Source organism: Erythrobacter colymbi (genome assembly GCF_002155685.1).
GTDB lineage: Bacteria > Pseudomonadota > Alphaproteobacteria > Sphingomonadales > Sphingomonadaceae > Erythrobacter > Erythrobacter colymbi.
Window position 1 is genome coordinate 275,473 of record NZ_MUYK01000002.1, and the last position, 18,753, is coordinate 294,225.

Annotated in this window: 18 protein-coding genes and 1 tRNA gene; 11 read left to right on the forward strand and 8 right to left on the reverse strand. The window is 67.1% G+C overall.

Going from position 1 to position 18,753, the window contains the following annotated elements; genetic code table 11:
- Positions 1 to 40: 40 nt before the first annotated feature.
- Genes trpD through BZF57_RS04650 form a run of 5 tightly spaced genes read right to left on the reverse strand, consistent with a single transcriptional unit; the run spans position 41 to position 5,984 of the window.
- Entirely contained in the window at positions 41 to 1,033 is a 993-nt protein-coding gene (gene trpD, locus BZF57_RS04630; protein ID WP_086735148.1) for an anthranilate phosphoribosyltransferase, read from the reverse strand.
- Positions 1,030 to 1,641, reverse strand: a complete 612-nt coding sequence (locus BZF57_RS04635) for an anthranilate synthase component II (RefSeq protein ID WP_086735151.1) — start codon at positions 1,639 to 1,641, stop codon at positions 1,030 to 1,032. Before BZF57_RS04635 ends, trpD begins: the two co-directional genes overlap by 4 nt.
- Complete coding sequence (locus BZF57_RS04640) at positions 1,638 to 2,519, reverse strand: phosphodiester glycosidase family protein (RefSeq protein ID WP_086735154.1); 882 nt, start codon at positions 2,517 to 2,519, stop codon at positions 1,638 to 1,640. The genes BZF57_RS04635 and BZF57_RS04640 overlap by 4 nt, the downstream gene beginning before the upstream one ends.
- On the reverse strand, positions 2,516 to 4,036 hold the full coding sequence (gene trpE, locus BZF57_RS04645) for an anthranilate synthase component I (RefSeq protein WP_240505855.1): 1,521 nt from the start codon (positions 4,034 to 4,036) through the stop codon (positions 2,516 to 2,518). The genes BZF57_RS04640 and trpE overlap by 4 nt, the downstream gene beginning before the upstream one ends.
- Before the next feature lie 13 nt (positions 4,037 to 4,049).
- The gene (locus BZF57_RS04650; RefSeq protein ID WP_086735156.1) at positions 4,050 to 5,984 is read right to left on the reverse strand and encodes a peptidylprolyl isomerase; all 1,935 of its coding nucleotides are present in this window, start codon (positions 5,982 to 5,984) and stop codon (positions 4,050 to 4,052) included.
- Positions 5,985 to 6,242: 258 nt separating this feature from the next.
- Here BZF57_RS04650 and tpiA point away from each other — a divergent pair, with 258 nt between their 5' ends.
- The 3 genes from tpiA (at position 6,243) to BZF57_RS04665 (ending at position 9,243) form a co-directional block, all read left to right on the forward strand.
- Positions 6,243 to 7,016, forward strand: a complete 774-nt coding sequence (gene tpiA / locus BZF57_RS04655) for a triose-phosphate isomerase (RefSeq protein ID WP_086735159.1) — start codon at positions 6,243 to 6,245, stop codon at positions 7,014 to 7,016.
- Between the two features lie 101 nt (positions 7,017 to 7,117).
- Positions 7,118 to 7,477 (forward strand): preprotein translocase subunit SecG, encoded by a 360-nt coding sequence (secG, locus tag BZF57_RS04660; protein ID WP_206073192.1) that lies wholly within the window; start codon positions 7,118 to 7,120, stop codon positions 7,475 to 7,477.
- 128 nt (positions 7,478 to 7,605) lie between these two features.
- Positions 7,606 to 9,243: a CTP synthase gene (locus tag BZF57_RS04665; RefSeq protein WP_086735161.1), complete on the forward strand. Its 1,638-nt coding sequence runs from the start codon at positions 7,606 to 7,608 to the stop codon at positions 9,241 to 9,243.
- A gap of 507 nt (positions 9,244 to 9,750) precedes the next feature.
- On the opposite strand, the gene BZF57_RS04670 is transcribed toward BZF57_RS04665, so the two are convergent.
- Entirely contained in the window at positions 9,751 to 10,230 is a 480-nt protein-coding gene (locus BZF57_RS04670) for an Hsp20 family protein (protein ID WP_086735956.1), read from the reverse strand.
- Positions 10,231 to 10,377: 147 nt separating this feature from the next.
- Here BZF57_RS04670 and grxC point away from each other — a divergent pair, with 147 nt between their 5' ends.
- From grxC to BZF57_RS04690, 4 genes are all read left to right on the forward strand, one after another.
- Entirely contained in the window at positions 10,378 to 10,641 is a 264-nt protein-coding gene (grxC, locus tag BZF57_RS04675) for a glutaredoxin 3 (protein WP_086735164.1), read from the forward strand.
- Complete coding sequence (locus tag BZF57_RS04680; protein ID WP_086735166.1) at positions 10,641 to 11,465, forward strand: carbon-nitrogen hydrolase family protein; 825 nt, start codon at positions 10,641 to 10,643, stop codon at positions 11,463 to 11,465. The genes grxC and BZF57_RS04680 overlap by 1 nt, the downstream gene beginning before the upstream one ends.
- A 4-nt stretch (positions 11,466 to 11,469) precedes the next feature.
- Entirely contained in the window at positions 11,470 to 11,937 is a 468-nt protein-coding gene (locus BZF57_RS04685; protein ID WP_086735168.1) for a DUF1178 family protein, read from the forward strand.
- Positions 11,938 to 11,970: 33 nt separating this feature from the next.
- A tRNA-Arg gene (locus BZF57_RS04690) sits at positions 11,971 to 12,047 on the forward strand.
- Between the two features lie 204 nt (positions 12,048 to 12,251).
- Here the strand turns inward: BZF57_RS04690 and BZF57_RS04695 are convergent.
- Together BZF57_RS04695 and BZF57_RS04700 are read right to left on the reverse strand one after the other, a co-directional pair.
- Entirely contained in the window at positions 12,252 to 13,481 is a 1,230-nt protein-coding gene (locus BZF57_RS04695; protein ID WP_086735170.1) for an MFS transporter, read from the reverse strand.
- A complete protein-coding gene (locus tag BZF57_RS04700; RefSeq protein WP_086735172.1) occupies positions 13,478 to 14,395 on the reverse strand; it encodes a haloalkane dehalogenase in 918 nt (305 codons plus the stop codon). The genes BZF57_RS04695 and BZF57_RS04700 overlap by 4 nt, the downstream gene beginning before the upstream one ends.
- Positions 14,396 to 14,539: 144 nt before the next feature.
- Between BZF57_RS04700 and BZF57_RS04705 the strand changes: the two genes are divergently transcribed.
- From BZF57_RS04705 to BZF57_RS04720, 4 genes are all read left to right on the forward strand, one after another.
- On the forward strand, positions 14,540 to 15,709 hold the full coding sequence (locus BZF57_RS04705) for an acyl-CoA dehydrogenase family protein (protein ID WP_086735174.1): 1,170 nt from the start codon (positions 14,540 to 14,542) through the stop codon (positions 15,707 to 15,709).
- 124 nt (positions 15,710 to 15,833) lie between these two features.
- A complete protein-coding gene (locus BZF57_RS04710) occupies positions 15,834 to 16,136 on the forward strand; it encodes an FtsB family cell division protein (RefSeq protein ID WP_086735958.1) in 303 nt (100 codons plus the stop codon).
- 156 nt (positions 16,137 to 16,292) lie between these two features.
- Positions 16,293 to 17,360, forward strand: a complete 1,068-nt coding sequence (gene pdhA, locus BZF57_RS04715) for a pyruvate dehydrogenase (acetyl-transferring) E1 component subunit alpha (RefSeq protein WP_143738341.1) — start codon at positions 16,293 to 16,295, stop codon at positions 17,358 to 17,360.
- 3 nt (positions 17,361 to 17,363) lie between these two features.
- A complete protein-coding gene (locus BZF57_RS04720; RefSeq protein WP_086735176.1) occupies positions 17,364 to 18,731 on the forward strand; it encodes a pyruvate dehydrogenase complex E1 component subunit beta in 1,368 nt (455 codons plus the stop codon).
- Positions 18,732 to 18,753: the final 22 nt, after the last annotated feature.

Sequence of the window (18,753 nt, forward strand, 5' to 3'; positions counted from 1 at the left end):
AGGACAGCCCTTCGACAAGCTCAGGGCGAACGGGGATAAGTTACTTCGCCAGCGCAATCCACTTTTCGAGCAGCGCCAGCGCCGCGCCGGAATCCAGCGCCTCGGCGGCCATCGCAGCCCGCTCGCGCCAGTCGTTGCCGCGCCCGGCCACGGTCAGCGCGCCTGCCGCATTGAACAGCACCGCGTCGCGGTAGGGGCCGGGGGTGCCCATCAGCAGCGCTTTCAGGGCGGCGGCATTGTGCCGCGCATCGTCGCCCCGGATCGCCTCGATCGGCGCGTGGGGGAGGCCCGCCGCGCTCGCATCGACCCGTTCCATCGTGAAGGCTTGGCCGGTCACCACCGCAACCTCGTTGCCCCCCGCGAGGCTCAGCTCGTCCAGCCCCTCGTCGCCCGAGACGATCAGCGACTTGCCCGTGCCGAGCCGCGCCATCGCGCCGGCATAGATCGGGACATAGGCGGGCCGCGCGATGCCGATCAGCTGGCTCGTCACCTTGGCGGGGTTCGACAGCGGGCCCATGAGGTTGAAGATCGTTCGGATGCCGAGCCGCGTGCGGATGGGCTGGATGCGCGCCATCGCCGGGTGGTGGTTCTTCGCGAAGAGGAAGCAGATGCCGATCTCGGCGAGGGTCTTCTCCGCCGTGCGCCCTGCTGCGTCCATGTCGAGGCCGAGGGCCTCCAGCGTGTCCGCCGCACCCGCCTTGGAACTCGCCGCGCGGTTGCCGTGCTTGGCCACCGGCACGCCCACGGCGGCGACCACGAGGCTGACCGCGGTCGAGACGTTGAGCGTGTGGTGCCCGTCCCCCCCCGTGCCGCAGACGTCGATCGCGCCTTCGGGCGAGGCGATGGGGATCAGCCGCGCGCGCAGGGCCCGCGCCGCCCCCGCGATCTCGTCTGCCGTTTCCCCCCGGGCTGACAGCGCGACGAGGAAGTCGGCGATCTCGTCCTCCGTAGGCGCTCCGTCGAGCAGGATGCCGAATGCGCGCTCGGCCTCGGCCTCGCTCAGGGGGGCGGTGATGTCGGGGAGCGGGCTCATGCGGTCGCCCGCGCGGGCAGCACCGGGTCGAGCCCGCACAGCTTCACGAAATTGGCGAGGAGGGCATGGCCATGCTCGGTGGCGATGCTCTCCGGGTGGAACTGCACCGAATGGATCGGCAGCTCCGCGTGGCGGAAGCCCATCACGCTCGGGTGATCAGCGCCGGGCGTTTCGGCATGGGCATTGGCGATGAGCTCGTCCGGCACGTTCACCACCTCAAGGCTGTGATAGCGCGTGGCGATGAAGGGTGAGGGCAGGCCGGCGAAGACCCCCGTCCCGTCATGGCTGACCGGCGAGGTCTTGCCATGCATCAGCCCGCCGCGCTGCACCGTGCCGCCGAAATGCTGCCCGATCGCCTGGTGGCCGAGGCACACGCCCATCAGCGGCTTGCCCGCATCGGCACAGGCGGCGACCAGATCGAGACTGATCCCCGCCTCGTTGGGGGTGCAGGGGCCGGGCGAGATCAGGAACCCGGCCGCATTGGTGCGCAGCGCTTCCGAGGCGGTCAGCGCATCGTTGCGCTCCACGCGCACCTCGGCCCCCAACTCCATCAGGTAATGGACGAGGTTGAAGGTGAAGCTGTCGTAATTGTCGATGACGAGAATCATGGTGCCTCTGCCTTCGGCGTGGCCGCCGCCGTGGGTTGTGCCGCTGCGGGCTTGGCTGCGCGTTTCGTCACCACGATGATCGGGCCGACGCGGCCCTTGTCCATGCGTGCCTTGGCCGGGTCCCACAGCGAGGAGACCTGCCCGTCGAGATAGAGCGCGTTGCTCACCTTGAGCTGGTCGCGGAAATAGCGGGCGAGCTGGCCGAAGCTGACGGGCGCGTCGGAAATCACGAAATGCGCCTTGCCGCTGCCATCGACACCGACGGCATTGCGGATCGCCTTGGAGGGGCCATCGTCCTGGATCTCGGGGTGGAGCTTGCCGTCGACCAGCAGCATCGGCCCGGACTGTGTGCCGAAGCCGGGGCGGTCGCCGACGGTGTTGAAGAAGGTGTTGCTCCCCAGCACCCGCCAGCCGCCGCTGGCATTGCCGAAGAACACGCCATTGGGCTTCATGTAGAAATTGCCGTCCCCATCCGCGCGGTTCAGCTCCTTCAGGCGCTCGCCGTTCTGGACGTAGTAGCCGATGGGCTTGAGGTCATCGCCATACATCCCGCCGTTGATGGCGAAGGCAATCGTGGCCGGATCGACGCTGGCGGCGAAAGCGGCGAGCGAGCCGAAGGGCTGCTTGTCCTTGCCGAGGTTCGCCATCCCGATGCTGTGCTGCGCGGGATCGGCGACGCAATGGGTCAGCGCGACACCTTCGAAAGTCACGCTCTCGCAGGCCGAAGGCCCGGACGCTTCGCTCGGCGCAGGCGAGGGGGTGGCGGTCTCTTCCACCTCGGAGCCATCGAGCTTGACCTTGACCAGCGCCTCGCCTCCTTGCGGCGGGGAGCACGCGACAAGGCAGAGGATGAGGGCGAGAACGGCAACGCGCTTCATTGCCCGTACCCCGGTTCGCCCGCGACCCGCACCGCCTCGCGCGCGGCGGCGATCAGCGCGCCCGATTTGGCGCGGCATTCGGCGAGTTCGTAATCGGGGTCGCTGTCGGCGACGATCCCCGCGCCCGCCTGCACGTGCATCACCCCGTCCTTCACCACCGCGGTGCGCAGCACGATGCAGCTGTCGAGCGAGCCATCCGGCGCGAAATAGCCCACGCCGCCCGCATAGGCGCCGCGGGTTTCGGGTTCGAGCTCGGCGATGATCTCGCAGGCGCGGATCTTGGGCGCGCCCGAAACGGTGCCGGCGGGGAAGCCTGCGATCATCGCATCGAGCGCGTCCTTCGCCGGATCGAGCCGCCCGACGACATTGCTGACGATGTGCATCACGTGGCTGTAGCGCTCTACGGTGAAGCTGTCGGTCACCTCGACCGTCCCTGCCGCCGCCACGCGGCCGACATCGTTGCGCCCGAGATCGAGCAGCATGAGGTGCTCGGCCCGCTCCTTGGGATCGGCGAGCAGCGATGTTTCGTTGGCGTCATCCTCATCGCGCGTTTTTCCGCGCGGACGCGTGCCGGCGATGGGGCGGATCGTCACCTCTCCCTCGCGCACCCGCACCAGAATCTCGGGGCTGGAGCCGACCAGCGCGAAGCCGGGCAGATCAAGGAAATAGAGGAAGGGCGAGGGGTTCACCCTGCGCAATGCGCGGTAGAGCGCCAGCGGGGGCAGGGCGAAGGGGCAGGTAAAGCGCTGGGCGAGCACGACCTGGAAGATGTCGCCCGCGACGATGTATTCCTTCGCCGCCAGCGCCATCGCCTTGTAGTCCTCGGGCGCGATCACCGGAGTAAGGTCGGGGAGGCTGGCGGGGACATCCTCGCCAAGGCCCGAAGGCATGGGCTGGCCGAGCTGGCTCAGCGTCGCATCGATCCGCTCGCCCGCGCGCTCGACCGCGGCCTCAGGGTCGTCCGCCTCCCAGATCGGCGCGACCGCGAAGAGCGCGTCGGTCAGCCGGTCGAAAACGAGGATCACCGTCGGGCGCACGAACAGCATGTCGGGCAGGTCGAGCGGGCTCTGCGCCGCGCGCGGGAGGGTCTCGACGAGACCGATGGTCTCATAGCCGAAATAGCCGACAAGGCAGGCGAGCGTCGGGGGCAGGCCCTCGGGCATCGGATCGATGCGGCAGGTGCCTGCCAGCGCGCGCAATTCGGCCAGCGCATTGCCCGCGAGCTGCGCGAAGGCCTCGCGGTCCATCCGCCATTCGCGGTTGATCGCGGCGGCTTCGCCCTTGGCGCGGAACACGAGATCGGGATCGAGGCCGAGCAGGCTGTAGCGCCCGCGCACCTCGCCGCCCTCGACCGATTCGAGCAGGAAGTCGCCGCGACCGGGCACGATCAGCCGCCGCGCCGCGCCCACAGGCGTGTCGCTGTCGGCGATGATGCGGCGCCACACCAGCGCCGGCTTGCCCTCGGCGAGGCTGGCGGCGGCGGCGGCGGCGTTCTCTGGCAATCCGGCTGCGGTCACGTGCTCTTCGCGCTTACTGCTCGCCGGAGAGCTGCTTGCGGACAGCGGCGATCCCGGCCGAGTTGGTGGTGACCTCAAGCTCCTTGCGCATCGCGAGCGTCGCCTGCGCGCGGTATTCCTGCGCCAGCGCCTGTGCAAGCTGCTGGCGGGTCTGCGCCACCAGCTGCGGCTCCTTGTCGAGCGGGAGGGTGCTGATGTCGTCGAGGTCGACCACATACCAGCCGAGATTGCGCGGGCCTTCAAGGGTCTTGGTGGTGCCCTCGGCCATGCTGAACATCAGCACCAGCGGCGGGGGCACGCGGCCCTGCGACTGCGCGAGCAGCTGGCGGCGTTCGAGATCGATCGGCTCGAGCTCGAAACCGGTCTTGTTCTCGGCCGCGACCGCCGCGTCGAGCGCCATGCCGCCGCGCACCTTGGCAAGGATTCGTTCGGCCGCCTGCTTGGCGAGGATCGCGCCCTGCGCGCGCTTCCAGCCGGCGATGGCGGCTTCGCGCACCTCGGCCAGCGGCGGGGCTGCGGCTTCATCGACCCGTGCGACCTCGAAGATCACGAACTGCTTGCCCTGTTCGACCACTGCGAGCTGCGGCGCGCTTTCCTCCATCTGGAACGCGGTCTGGAGCACGGGGGCAAGCTGCGGCACGATCTTGACCTGGGGCTGGCCGAAAGCCTGCCCGTTGGCGAGCAGCGCAGGGGTGGTCTCGATCTTCAGACCATAGGCCTTGGCGACATCGGCGAGCGCGGTGCCGCCGTCGATCTCGTTTTCGATCTCGGCGATACGGTCATCGATGGCGGCGGCGCGCTTTTCGCCCGCGAGCGCCTCGGCGATCTCAGGGGTCGCCTGTTCGAGGCTGCGTGCGGCGATGCGCTCGATGCTGTCGACCTTGGCGACATACCAGCCGAGCGTGCCCTGCACGGGTTCGACCACCGCGCCTTGCCCTGCGGCAAAGGCGTTCTGCGCGAAGGCGGCACCGTTGGAGGCGGCGACCGCGGCACGGTCCTTGGGCTCGCTCTTCGAGGTGGTGAAGCCCGCCTCGCGCGCGACGCTTTCGAGGCTCGCCCCGCCGCGGATGCGGGCGGCAAGCGCCTTGGCGGCGTCCTGCGTGGGGACCACGAAGCTGGTGAAGCCGCGCTTCTCGCTGGCGGCATATTTGGCGGCATCGCGCTTGTAGCGTTCGGCGATCTCGGCAGCCGTGGGCGTCGCATTGACCTTGAGGCTGTCGGCAGCCAGCACCGCAAAGCGCAGCGTGCGCCGCTCGGGGCGGATGAACTGGTTGCGATTGCCCGCATACCACTTGGTGAGCTGCTCCTCCGAGGGGTTGCCTGCGGGGGCATAGGCGGCGCTCGGGATCAGGGCGATGGTGCCCTTGCGCTTCTCGAGCACGAGCGCGGCATACTGGCGCGCCATCTTCTCGGGCATGCGCGGCGCGGCGACGGCGGTGCGCAGCAGCTGCTGTTCGAGCAGATCGCCCTCGATCCCGGCGCGGAAGGTCTGGTCGGTCATGCCGCGCTGGCCGATGGCGGCGAGATAGGTCTTCTCGTCGAAGGCGCCGGTGAGGCCCTGGAATGCGGGGATCTTGAGGATCTCGCTGTTCACCAGATTGTCGCCCGCCCGCAGGCCGTACTTGCGGCCATAGGCGCTCACCACATAGCGGTCGATCAGCTGCTTCGTCACTTCGTCGAGCGCACCCTGCGCGACGAATTCGGGCATGGTCAGCGTCGGGTTCTGCTGGCGCACCTGATCGAGCGCGAGCTTGGCCGAGGTCGGCAGTTCGGTCAGCGGGATCTTCTCTCCATCGACCACCGCGAGATTGTCGGTACCCGAAATGCCGGTGAAGCGCGTGTTCGAAAGTTCGCCCGCGGCAAAGGCCACGGCGATCAGCGCAAGGAAGGCAAGAACCAGCGGCAGGCCGATCTTCGAGTTGAAAAAGCGGCGGAAAAACGAAATCATGGCGTAACGGATCCCATCCGGGTCTGGCCGGCCCTGTCACGCGGACAGGGACGGCATGTCTCGGGCATTGACCGCGAGGGTCTCGCAGTGCGGCCCGCCTTTATAGGCCCTGCGACCGCGCGGCAACAGGTACGCTCGCGTTTTGACTAGCGGGACTTCCTCGGCTAGCGGACGCGGCCCCGGCGCTCTACAGCAAAACACAGAATCACGGCGCTCCGGGTCTATCCCTCTCTATTCGCAGGATTTGCAGGAAACATCATGACCCGCCGACCCTACATCGTCGGAAACTGGAAGATGCACGGCACCCGCGCGATGCTCTCCGAAGCGCGCGCGATCGACCGTGCGGCGCAGCGTCACATGAAGGTCGAAGTGGCGATCGCGCCGCCTTACACCCTGATCCACGCGATCCACCGCGAGGCCGAGCAGATCGCGGTCGGCGCGCAGGATTGCCATCAGGCTGATGGCGGCGCGCACACCGGCGACGTCTCGGCCGCAATGATCGCCGATGCGGGCGCCAAGTTCGTGATCCTCGGCCATTCCGAGCGCCGCCAGATGCATGGCGAAAGCGACGCGCTGGTGCGCGCCAAGGCCGAAAGTGCGCTCGCGGCGGGCCTGCGCATCATCATGTGCTGCGGCGAAAGTGCCGAAACCCGCGAATCGGGCAAGGCAGTCGCCTTCGTGAAGCGCCAGCTCAAGGCCTCGCTCCCCCCCGCTGACGCCATGCCCGCCGACGTGGCCGAGCGCCTGACGATCGCCTATGAACCAATCTGGGCGATCGGTACCGGCACGGCCGCCACCACCGATGACATCGCCGAGATGCACGGCGTGATCCGCGCGCTGCTGGTCGACCTGTTCGGCCCCGAGCAGGGCGCCGAGGTGCGCATCCTCTACGGCGGCTCGGTCAAGCCCGATAACGCCGCGGCGATCTTCGCCGTGCCCGATGTGGGCGGGGCGCTGGTGGGCGGGGCGAGCCTCACTGCCGACAGCTTCATGGGCATCGCCCTTGCCGCGAGCGAACCCTTCGAGAACTGACGCCCGGCGCGCGGACTTGTCCAAACAGGCGCGCGCGCCTACATGGCGCCGATAAATTGCAACCGGGCGAGTGTCTCGCCCCCGGCCACGAGTTACCTCTTATGTCCCTGTTCGTGTTCCTCACCGTGATTCAGGCCCTGGTGGCCGCCGCGCTGGTCGGCGTGGTGCTGATGCAGCGCTCCGAAGGTGGCGGGCTCGGCATCGGCTCGAGCCCGGGCGGGGCTTTCGGTGCGCGCGGGGCAGCGGACTTCCTGACCCGGACGACCAAGTGGCTCGCGGTGGCCTTTGTGAGCCTTTCGATCGTGCTGGCCGCGCTCGCCGCGCGTGAAAGCTCGGTCGGCAATGTGACGACGACGCTGGATCGCAGCGCGCCGGCACCCGCCAAGCCCGACCTGCTGGCCGATCCGGTGCCCGCGCCCGCGCAGCCCGCCCCGGCCGCTCCGGCTTCGCCCGCCCAGTAACAGGGCACCTCAAAGGGGCCGCCGCGCCCCTTTTCCCGCTTCGCAACGCCGTCACTGTGGATGGCTACCCCAAGGGCCAAGCAATTCGCTTGCCCCGAATCCTCTCGTTTGCTTAAGGCCCGAATCCCATGGCGCGGTTCATTTTCATCACCGGCGGCGTGGTCTCCTCGCTCGGCAAAGGTCTCATGGCAGCCTCCTTGGCGGCCCTCCTTCAGGCGCGCGGCTACAAGGTCCGCATCCGCAAGTTCGACCCCTATCTGAACGTCGATCCGGGCACGATGAGCCCGTACCAGCACGGCGAGGTCTATGTGACCGACGACGGGGCCGAGACCGATCTCGACCTCGGGCACTACGAACGCTTCACCGGCGTCTCGGCGCGCCAGAGCGACAACATCACCTCGGGCCGCGTCTACCGCGACATCATCGCAAAGGAACGCCGCGGCGACTATCTCGGCGCGACCGTGCAGGTGATCCCGCACGTGACCGACGCGATCAAGGCCTTCGCGCTCGCCGACCAGGGCGACCATGATTTCATCCTGTGCGAGATCGGCGGCACTGTCGGCGACATCGAATCGCTGCCCTTCATGGAAGCGATCCGCCAGCTCAGGAACGAGCTCAAGCCGTTCCAGACCGTTTCGGTCCACGTCACGCTGGTGCCCTACATCAAGGCCGCGGGCGAGCTGAAGACCAAGCCCACGCAGCATTCGGTGCGCGAACTCGCCGCGCTCGGGATCAAGCCCGACATCCTGCTGTGCCGCGCCGAGCATCCGATTCCCGAGAGCGACCGCCGCAAGATCGCGCAGTTCTGCAACGTGCGCGCCGAGGCGGTGATCCAGGCGCTCGATGCGCCCTCGATCTATTCGGTGCCGCAGCAGTATCACGCCGAGGGCCTCGACCGCGAAGTGCTGCGCGCTTTCGGCATTGCCGACGCGCCCGAGCCCGACCTGTCGGCGTGGAAGGACGTGACCGACCGCCACTTCAACCCCGAAGGCGAAGTCACCATCGCGGTGGTGGGCAAGTATGTGGGCCTGCCCGATGCCTACAAGAGTTTGAACGAGGCGCTGGTCCACGGCGGGCTCGCCAACCGCGTGAAGGTCAACATCCGCTGGATCGACGCCGAGATTTTCGAAGGCGACGATGACAGCCAGATCATCGCCCAGCTCGAGCCGATGCACGGCATTCTCGTCCCCGGCGGCTTCGGCGAACGCGGGAGCGAGGGCAAGATCGCGAGCGTGCGTTTCGCGCGCACCCGCAACGTGCCGTTCTTCGGCATTTGTCTCGGCATGCAGATGGCCTGCATCGAAGGCGCGCGTGCCGCGGGCTTCGACCACGCCTCTTCGACCGAATTCGGCCCGACCGATACGCCGGTGGTCGGCATCATCACCGAGTGGATGACCAAGGAAGGCCTCCAGCAGCGCGAAGAGGGCGGGGACCTTGGCGGCACGATGCGGCTCGGCGCCTATCCGGCGAAATTGAGCCCCAACAGCCACACCTCGCGCATCTATGGCGGCGCCGAGACGATTTCGGAACGTCATCGCCACCGCTACGAAGTCAACAGCGCCTTCATCGAGCCGCTGGAAAAGCAGGGTCTGATCTTCTCCGGCATGAGCCCCGATGGGCTGTTGCCCGAGATCGTCGAGCGGCCCGACCACCCGTGGTTCGTGGGCGTGCAGTTCCACCCGGAGCTGAAGTCGCGGCCCTTCGATCCGCATCCGCTGTTTGCGGGCTTCATCGCGGCGGCGCTGGAACAGTCGCGCCTCGTCTGAGACGGGCTGGCCGGACTGCGGGCGATTCGCCTGCGTCCGGCGGTGATTTTACGGGGGCAAGCCGGCGCGTTTGCTCTCGAACCCGGTCTTTTCCCGCAGCGCGTTTCTGCCGGGCGTGCCGGTTTGGGACGCTGTGTGCAGCGCTTGCTCGCGCCCGGTTTGAGCAGCCTGTTGCAATCCTTTGTTTCGCAACACGGACTTTGTCTGTCGTGTCCTTACAATTCTTGCAGATAGGCCTTGCGCATTATTGCCATTCCGCATTAGACGCGGGGCGGGATTTCACGGTTTTCTAGGAACTCCGGCACTATCGCCGTGTGAACGGGCGCTTCGCAAAAAAGCGTCATTTCGACAGTGGCGGGATCGGAGATTTTCCGCGAAACGAGCTTGCCTGGTATTGTCCGTCTTCTGCGACCCGGACGGATAGAACCAGGCAGGGCGACGAAAGTCGCGGGGGCGGATCGCAAGATCCGCCCCCTTTTACTTGTCCATCGTCAGGGTTTGCGCGCCTCAGGCGGCGCTGGCAGAATCGTCGCTGTCGGGGCCGGGCACCGCCGTCAGCGTCGCCGTGCCGCCGATCGCGATCTTGCGCGGCTTCATCGCATCGGGAACCTCGCGGACGAGATCGATGATCAGCAGGCCGTCAGCCAGATCGGCGCGCTCGACCCGCACGAAATCGGCGAGTTCGAAGCGGCGCTCGAAACCGCGGTTGGCGATGCCGACATGGATCAGCTCCTGCCCGTCCTCGGCGTCGTCACGCTTCTTGCCCTGCACGACCAGCAGGTTCTGCTGCGCGGTGATGTCGATATCGCCCGGGCGGAAGCCGGCGACGGCAAGCGTGATGCGGTAATTGTCCTCACCGCGGCGCGAGATGTTGAAGGGCGGATAGTTGTCGCCCGCGTTGAGCCGCGCCTGGTTCTCGAGCAGGTCGAACAGGCGGTCGAAGCCCACGGTGGAGCGGCGGTAGGGGGTGAAATCGAAACGCGACATATGCAAATCCTCATGCTTGAGCGATTCAGTCTGGCGCGGGCCTGCCGGATGCAGCACCCGTCTTGCCGCCGTGGCGTTTCCCGGACTGGCGAAACGCGGCGACTGTGCTTATCTGGTTGTCACTCTCACGCTTTCAAGAGGCACAAAATGGCCGCCCCGCAGATCGATATCTACACCAAGTTCGCCTGCCCCTTCTGCGTGCGCGCGAAGCGGCTGCTGACCGAGAAGGGCGCGGTCTTCAACGAATATGACATCACGATGGGCGGCCCCAAGCGCGAGGAAATGCTCGCCCGCGCGCCGAATGCGATGACCGTGCCGCAGATCTTCATCGGCGATATCCACGTGGGCGGCTCCGACGATCTCGCCGCGCTCGAGCGCGAGGGCAAGCTCGACGCGCTGCTCGCAGGCTGATGTCTAGGATCGCCGTCCTCCAGATGACTTCGGGGATCGACCCCGAAGCCAATTTTGCCGCCATCGCCGATGCCGCGCGGGCGGCGGCGGGGGAAGGGGCGACGATGCTGTTCACTCCGGAGATGTCGCTGCTGCTCGACCGCAACCGGGCCCGCGCGGCGGGGCATATCGTGGCGCAGGGCAACTCCCCCTACGTCCCCCGCTTCGCCGCCCTGGCTGCGGAGACGGGCCTCACCCTCGCGATCGGCTCGATGGCGGTGACGTACGAGGGCGGCGTGAAGAACGCTAACCGCTCGATGGTCTTCGCCCCCGGCGCGGGCGAGCCCGTCACCTACGACAAGATCCACATGTTCGATGTCGACCTCGCCAGCGGCGAAAGCTGGCGCGAGAGCAACGCCTACGAGGCGGGGCGCGACGTCGTGACGGTGGAGGGCACCCCGCTCGGCCGGCTTGGCCTTGCGGTGTGCTATGACATGCGCTTCCCCGCATTGTTCGGCGCGCTTGGCGACCGGAAGTGCGACGCCATCGCCGTCCCCGCCGCCTTCACCAAGCCCACCGGCGCGGCCCATTGGCACGTCCTGCTGCGCGCCCGCGCGGTCGAGGCGCAGGCCTTCGTCATCGCCGCTGCGCAGGTCGGCCGCCATGAGGACGGGCGCGAGACCTATGGCCACTCCCTCGTGGTCGACCCGTGGGGCGAAGTGCTGCTCGACATGGGCGGCGAGGCGGCGGGGCTCGGTTTCTGCGACATCGATCTGGTCCGCATCGCCGAAGTCCGCGCGCAGGTTCCCGCTCTTGCCAACCGGCGGGAAATCGCCAAATCCTGACCCCATGATCGTCTACGACCTTGCTTGCGACGAAGGCCACCGGTTCGAAGGGTGGTTCGGCTCCTCGGCCGATTACGATGACCAGCGCGCGCGCGGGCTGCTGGTGTGCCCGTCCTGCGGTTCCGGGCAGGTCGCCAAGGCGCCGATGGCCCCCGCGGTGCCCGCCAAGGGCAACCAGCGACAGGAGGTGCTTCCGCTGCAAACGCCTCAGCCGATGGCCAACACCCCCATGCCGCCCGAGATGCAGAAGGCGCTCGCCGCGCTCGCCAAGGCGCAGGCCGAGGCGCTGAAGAACTCCACATGGGTCGGCGACAAGTTCGCCGAGGAGACCCGCAAGATGCACTATGGCGAGCGGGACGAGGCTCCGATCCACGGGCAGGCGAGCCTCGCCGAGGCCAAGGCGCTGATCGAGGAGGGCGTGCCGGTCGCGCCCCTGCCGTTCCCGGTCGCGCCGCCCGAGAAACTCAATTGATTGGTCACGTCCGGCTGCTATTGGAAGCGGCGGGACCCCGTAGCTCAGCAGGATAGAGCATCAGATTCCTAATCTGAGGGCCGCGCGTTCGAATCGCGCCGGGGTCACCATTCTCTCGAAACCATCGCACATGCCTTCGCGCGGCACTTTGCCGGGCGGTGTTGCGCGTCTGTCGGAAAAACGGGTCAGGGCGCTCGGCCCAACCGGAGTGACGAGGCGGTTGCATCGTCATTCGGTATTCGGCCGTAGCGCCCTTCGATTACGTCTTTACCCTTTGATCCTTAACAAATGGTGAAATGTAAATCCTTGGTTTGTCAATTCTTATTGACAATCTGAAGCTTCCGCCAGCGCCGCTCGGCATGGAGCGAAAGGCCGACCACCACGCTGCTCATCGCCGCCAGCAGCGCGCAGGTGCCCGCCCAGCCGCCCCATTCGAACACCGCCGTGCCCGCCGCGCTGCCGACCGCGCCGCCGACGAACATGACGACGATGTAGCTGGTGGTGAGCCGCGTGCGGATTTCCGGGGCGAGAGTGAACATCGTCATGCGCCCCGTGACGTCGACCGTCGGGCCGACGAGATTGACGATGAACAGCGGCACCACCACCGCCCAGATCGAAAAGCCGAGCGGATAGAACAGCGCTATGCCGGTGAACTGCACCACCGCAGCCGCGATGCGCGCGCGGCGGGGCCCGACCTTGTCGGCCCAGCGCCCCAGCCGCGGCGTGGTGAAGACACTGACGGCGGCGATCCCGGCGAGGTAGCCGACATCGTCGGTGCCGTAGCCCAGCTCCGGCCCCGTCAGATGCAGCGCCAGCGCGAGCCAGCTGGCGGTGAAGATCGCGAAGTTGAGGCCCTGGATCGCGGCGGAGATCCGCATATCGGGATGCTTGGCCGCGAGCGTGAAGACCGATCCGATCAAGGCGCCATAACCCGCCTGCGGCTGCTTGGGGCTCGCGCCCTCGCTCTTCATGGCGATGGGGAGGAAGGCCGTCACCGCCACCATCAGCATGAAAGCGCCGACATAGACCGTGTGCCAGTCGGTATGGGCGGCGATGATTCCTGCGCCCACCCGCGCGACCAGAATCCCGAAGATCACCGCTGCCGTGAGCTGCGCCGTGACCGCTCCCAGCCGCTCGGGCGCGACGCGTTTGCTGGCGAAGGCGGGGATCAGATAGGGCGCAATGGTGAAGAAGCCGAGCACGGTCGAGGCGGCGGTGAAGGTGATAAAGCCGGGCGCTGCCACCATACCCCCCAGCGCTAGCGTCTGCCCGGCCACGAAGATCAGGCACAGCCGCCGGTTGGGGTAGAAATCGCCCAGCGGCAGCAGCAGCAGGATGCCGAGCGCGAGCGCCAGCTGGTTCAGCGCCGGCACCAGCCCGATCTGCGCCTCTCCCACCCCGAAGGCCCGCCCGACCTCGCCGATGATCGGGTGGATGTAATAGGCGTTCGCCGTCACCACCGCGATGGTGAGCGAGAGCGCCCATTCCTGCGTGCGGGTGAGGTAGGCGAGCGCGGGGGCAGGTGCGGGGGAGGGCGCGTTCAAGCGAGAAAGCCCACCTTTCGCGCCATAGTGATCACACCGAGCGACAGCGCCTCGGGGTGGTCTTCCTGACTGAAGTGGCCGCACTTGGGCAGCATAACATGGGGCTGACCCTCGGCGCCCTTGATCCGGCTCGTGAGTCCGGGGGCGGCGCGGCCGAGCACGGGATCATCCTCGCCGAACAGGGTGAGGAAGGGCTTGTCGAAACCGGCAAGGCCCTCCCACGCGGCGATGTTGTCGGCGACGCCGGGCTTGTCGTCCTCGACCGGCACCAGCTGCGGAAAGGCACGTGCGCCGGCCTTGCTTGGCTCGTCGGGGAAGGGGGCGTCATAGGCGGCGATCTCGGCCTCGGAGAGCCCGCTCTGGCAGCCGCGATGCATGATCCCGCCGATGCGGAACTCGGGTGAGGAGCGCGCAAACTCGCGCCACGCGAGGAAGCCCTCGGACGCTTTGCCGCCGCCGGTTGGGAGGAAGGTATTGCTGGCGACGACGAAGGCGAAACGCTCCGGCTCCTGCCCGACGATCCTGAGGCCCAGCAGCCCGCCCCAGTCCTGACAGAACAGCCCGGCGACTTCTGGCAGCACCGCGTTGCGCCACTGCTTCAGCCAGTCGACGTGGCGGGCGTATGTATAGAAGCCCTGCTCGTCGGGCTTGTCGCTCTTGCCGAAGCCGATGAGGTCGGGCGCGAGGCAGCGGAAACCGGCGGCGACCAGCAGCGGGATCATCTTGCGGTAGAGGTAGGACCACGAAGGCTCGCCGTGGAACAGCAGCACCGGGGGCGCGTCCTTCGGCCCCTCGTCGAGATAGTGCATCCTTGCCGACAGCCCTTCGCCAAGGTCGATGGTCAGCCAGTTTTCGGCGAAATCGTAGCCGGGCAGGTTCTCGAAGCGGGCCGGATCGTGGGCGATGATCTGCATGGTGTCTCTCCCTCTCGTGGTCAGTCGGTAGCAGATCGAAACGGGATTGCCAGAGGCCGCGTCTTTCGCGAAAGCACCCAAATTGATGAGGTGGACTTGGGAGGGCCGAACAGGCAATCCCCGGCGCCACGAGGAGAGAGATACGTGCCCCAGTCCGCCCACGAACCCGAGGAACTCGCCGAAATCCGCCGCGCGGTGCGCGCGCTGTGCGACGGCTTTCCGGGGGAGTATTGGCGGGCGAAAGATGCGGTTCGGGAGTACCCGGCGGAATTCGTCGATGCGCTGACGCAGGCGGGCTTTCTTGCTGCGCTGATCCCGACCGAGCACGGCGGCAGCGGTCTCAGCCTCGAGGCGGCCTGCGTGATCATGGAGGAAATCCAGGCGAGCGGGTGCAACGGCTCCTCCGCCCACGCCCAGATGTACATCATGAACACCCTGCTGCGGTACGGTTCGGCCGAGCAGAAGGCGCAATATCTCCCCCGCATCGCCAGCGGGGAGCTGCGGCTCCAGGCTTTCGGGGTGAGCGAGCCGACCAGCGGCACCGATACCCTCAGCCTCAAGACCCGCGCGGTGCGCGATGGCGACCACTACGTCATCAACGGCCAGAAGATCTGGACCAGCCGCGCCGAGCATTCCGACCTCATGCTGCTCCTCGCCCGCACCACCCCGCGCGAGGAAGCGGCGAGCAAGACCGAGGGTCTCTCGATCTTCCTCGTCGACATGCGCGAGGCCGTGCAGAACGGCATGACAATCAAGCCGATCCGCACGATGATGAACCACTCCTCGTGCGAGGTGTTCTTCGACGATCTGCGCATCCCGGCCTCCGCGCTGGTGGGCGAGGAGGGCAAGGGCTTCCGCTATATCCTCTCCGGCATGAATGCCGAGCGCATCCTGATCGCGGCCGAGTGCATCGGGGACGCCAAGTGGTTCATCGAGAAGGCGACTGGCTATGCCAAGGACCGCAGCGTTTTCGCTCGGCCCATCGGTCAGAACCAGGGCGTCCAGTTCCCGATCGCGCGCTGCTACGCCCAGATGCGCGCCGCCGAGCTGATGGTCCACCACGCTGCGCGGGTCTATGACGAGGGCGGCAATCCAGGCGAGGAGGCCAACATGGCCAAACTCCTCGCCTCCGAAGCCAGCTGGGCGGCCGCGGACATGTGCGTCCAGACCTTCGGCGGTTTCGGGTTCGCCGAGGAGTACGATGTCGAGCGCAAATTCCGCGAGGCGCGGCTCTACACCGTCGCCCCGATCTCGACCAACCTGATCCTCTCCTACCTCGCCGAACACGTGCTGGGCCTGCCGCGCTCCTACTGAAACGCCCCGGTTTCACGAAAAACCGGACGAAGCGCAGGGTTTTGTGCGGATTGCGCCGCATTGCTCTTGCAGCCAGAGAGCAAGTGTGATTCTGTCGGAACAGGCGATGAGGGATTTTGGCGCGATGCGCAAACCGGCAACCGAAAGCAGGCTGAAGCGGGCCGTGGCGCTGATGGCGCTGCTGCTGCTCGCGGGCTTTGCCGTGGCCGGCCCGACCGGGCTCCTGGCCTGGAGCGAGAATGCCTCGGCGCTCGATGCCCGCAAGGCCGAGATCGCCAAGCTCACAGAAAAGCGCGATGCCCTGCGCAACCGCGTGAAGCTGCTCGATCCCGAAGCGGCCGACCCCGATCTTGCGAGCGAGCTGGTGCGCGACCAGCTGGGCGTGATGCGCGAGGACGAGGTCGTCATCACGCTCGAAGACAAGTAATCCGCCAAGGATTTGTCGAACCGTTCTGATTTCGTATGCGTGTTCGGTTTTCCGCAACCGCTTGCCGTTGCGTCACCGCCGCTTGCCTGCCTATAGAGCAAGGCATTGGACGGCGCTTCTCCTCCCCACGAGCGCGCCAGAGCGAGGGATACGATCTTGGCCAAAAAGCCCGCAAAGGCAGCCCTTCCGGCTGCGGATGATAGCGACTTCATTCTGCATTCGCTGCAGGAGGCGTTCGAGGCGAACAAGCGCTACGCCGCCTCGGAAGCGGAGATGCTCGAATTCTACCGCCAGATGCTGCTGATCCGCCGTTTCGAGGAAAAGGCGGGCCAGCTTTACGGCCTCGGCCTGATCGGCGGCTTCTGCCACCTCTATATCGGCCAGGAAGCGGTCGCGATCGGGCTCCAGTCTGCGCTCGACAACGAGCGGGATAGCGTGATCACCGGCTACCGCGATCACGGCCACATGCTCGCCTACGGGATCGATCCCAAGGTGATCATGGCCGAGTTGACCGGGCGCGAGGCCGGGATCTCGAAGGGCAAGGGCGGGTCGATGCACATGTTCTCGACCGAGCACAAATTCTACGGCGGCCACGGCATCGTCGGCGCGCAGGTGGCCCTGGGCGGCGGGCTAGCGCTCGCGCACCAGTACAATAACGACGGCGGGTTGTGCCTTGCCTATTTCGGTGACGGTGCGGCGAACCAGGGCCAGGTCTACGAGACCTTCAACATGGCGGCCCTCTGGAACCTTCCCATCGTCTTCGTGGTCGAGGACAACCAGTACGCGATGGGCACCTCGAGCAAGCGCTCTTCGGCCGAAACCCGTTTCCACCGGCGCGGCACCGCGTTCCGCATCCCGGGGATGGAAGTGAACGGCATGGATGTGCTCGAAGTGCGCGCCGCGGCCGAAGTCGCCTTCGCCCATGTGCGCGCGGGCAAGGGCCCGGTGCTGATGGAGTGCAACACCTACCGCTATCGCGGCCACTCGATGTCCGACCCCGCCAAGTACCGCACCCGCGAGGAAGTGCAGGAACAGCGCGATCACCACGATCCGATCGAGGGCCTCAAGAAGGTGCTGATCGAGGCCGGCAAGACCGAGGACGAGCTGAAGGCGATCGACAAGGCGATCCGCGCCGAAGTGGCCGAGGCCGCCGATTTTGCCGAAACCTCGCCCGAGCCGGGTGCGGGTGAACTCTACACCGATGTTCTCGTGGAGGAGTATTGAGCCATGGGGATCGAACTGAAGATGCCGGCCCTCTCGCCGACGATGGAGCAGGGCACGCTCGCCAAGTGGCTGAAGCAGGAAGGCGACCGGATCGAGCCGGGCGATATCATCGCCGAGATCGAGACCGACAAGGCGACGATGGAATTCGAAGCCATCGATGAAGGCGTGCTCGAGAAGATCCTCGTGCCCGCCGGCACCGAGGATGTGGCCGTGGGCGCGGTGATCGCGCTGATTGCGGGGGAAGGGGAGGAAGCCGCGCCTGCCCCCGCGCCCGCCGCGACACCGGCACCCGCGCCGGCTGCTGCGCCTGGGCCGGCTCCCAAGGCCGAAAAGCCTGCCGCTGCCGCGGCACCTGCCGCCGATCCTGCGATTCCTGCGGGCACCAAGCTGGTCAGCACCACCGTGCGCGAGGCGCTGCGCGATGCCATGGCCGAGGAAATGCGCGCCGACCCGCGCGTCTTCGTGATGGGCGAGGAAGTGGCCGAGTATCAGGGCGCCTACAAGGTCACCCAGGGCCTGCTCGCCGAATTCGGCCCCAAGCGCGTGATCGACACGCCGATCACCGAATACGGCTTTGCCGGCATCGGCACCGGCGCGGCGATGGGCGGCCTGCGTCCGATCGTCGAGTTCATGACCTTCAACTTCGCCATGCAGGCGATCGACCACATCATCAACTCGGCCGCCAAGACCAATTACATGAGCGGCGGCCAGATGCGCTGCCCGATCGTGTTCCGCGGCCCCAACGGCGCTGCCAGCCGCGTCGCGGCGCAGCACTCGCAGAACTACGGCCCGTGGTATGCGAGCGTGCCGGGCCTGATCGTCATCGCGCCCTATGACGCGGCCGATGCCAAGGGCCTGATGAAGGCCGCGATCCGCAGCGAGGATCCGGTGGTCTTCCTCGAGAACGAGCTGGTCTATGGCCGCAGCTTCGACGTGCCCGATGTCGAGGACTATGTGCTTCCCATCGGCAAGGCGCGGATCGTGCGCGAGGGCAGCGACGTCACCATTGTCAGCTATTCGATCGGCGTGGGCCTCGCGCTCGAGGCGGCGGCGAAGCTCGCCGACGAGGGCATCGATGCCGAGGTGATCGATCTTCGCACCCTGCGTCCGCTCGACAAGGCAACCGTCCTCAAGAGTCTCGCCAAGACCAACCGCCTGATCGTTGCCGAAGAGGGCTGGCCGACCTGCTCGATCGCCAGCGAGATCATCAGCATCTGCATGGAGGAGGGCTTCGACCACCTCGATGCGCCGGTGCTGCGGGTGTGCAACGAGGATGTGCCGCTGCCTTATGCGGCCAACCTCGAAAAGCTCGCGCTGATCGATGCCGCGCGCATCGCGGAAGCCGCGCGCAAGGTGTGCTACAAGGCGTGATGCCGAAGCCGGCGAACCGGCC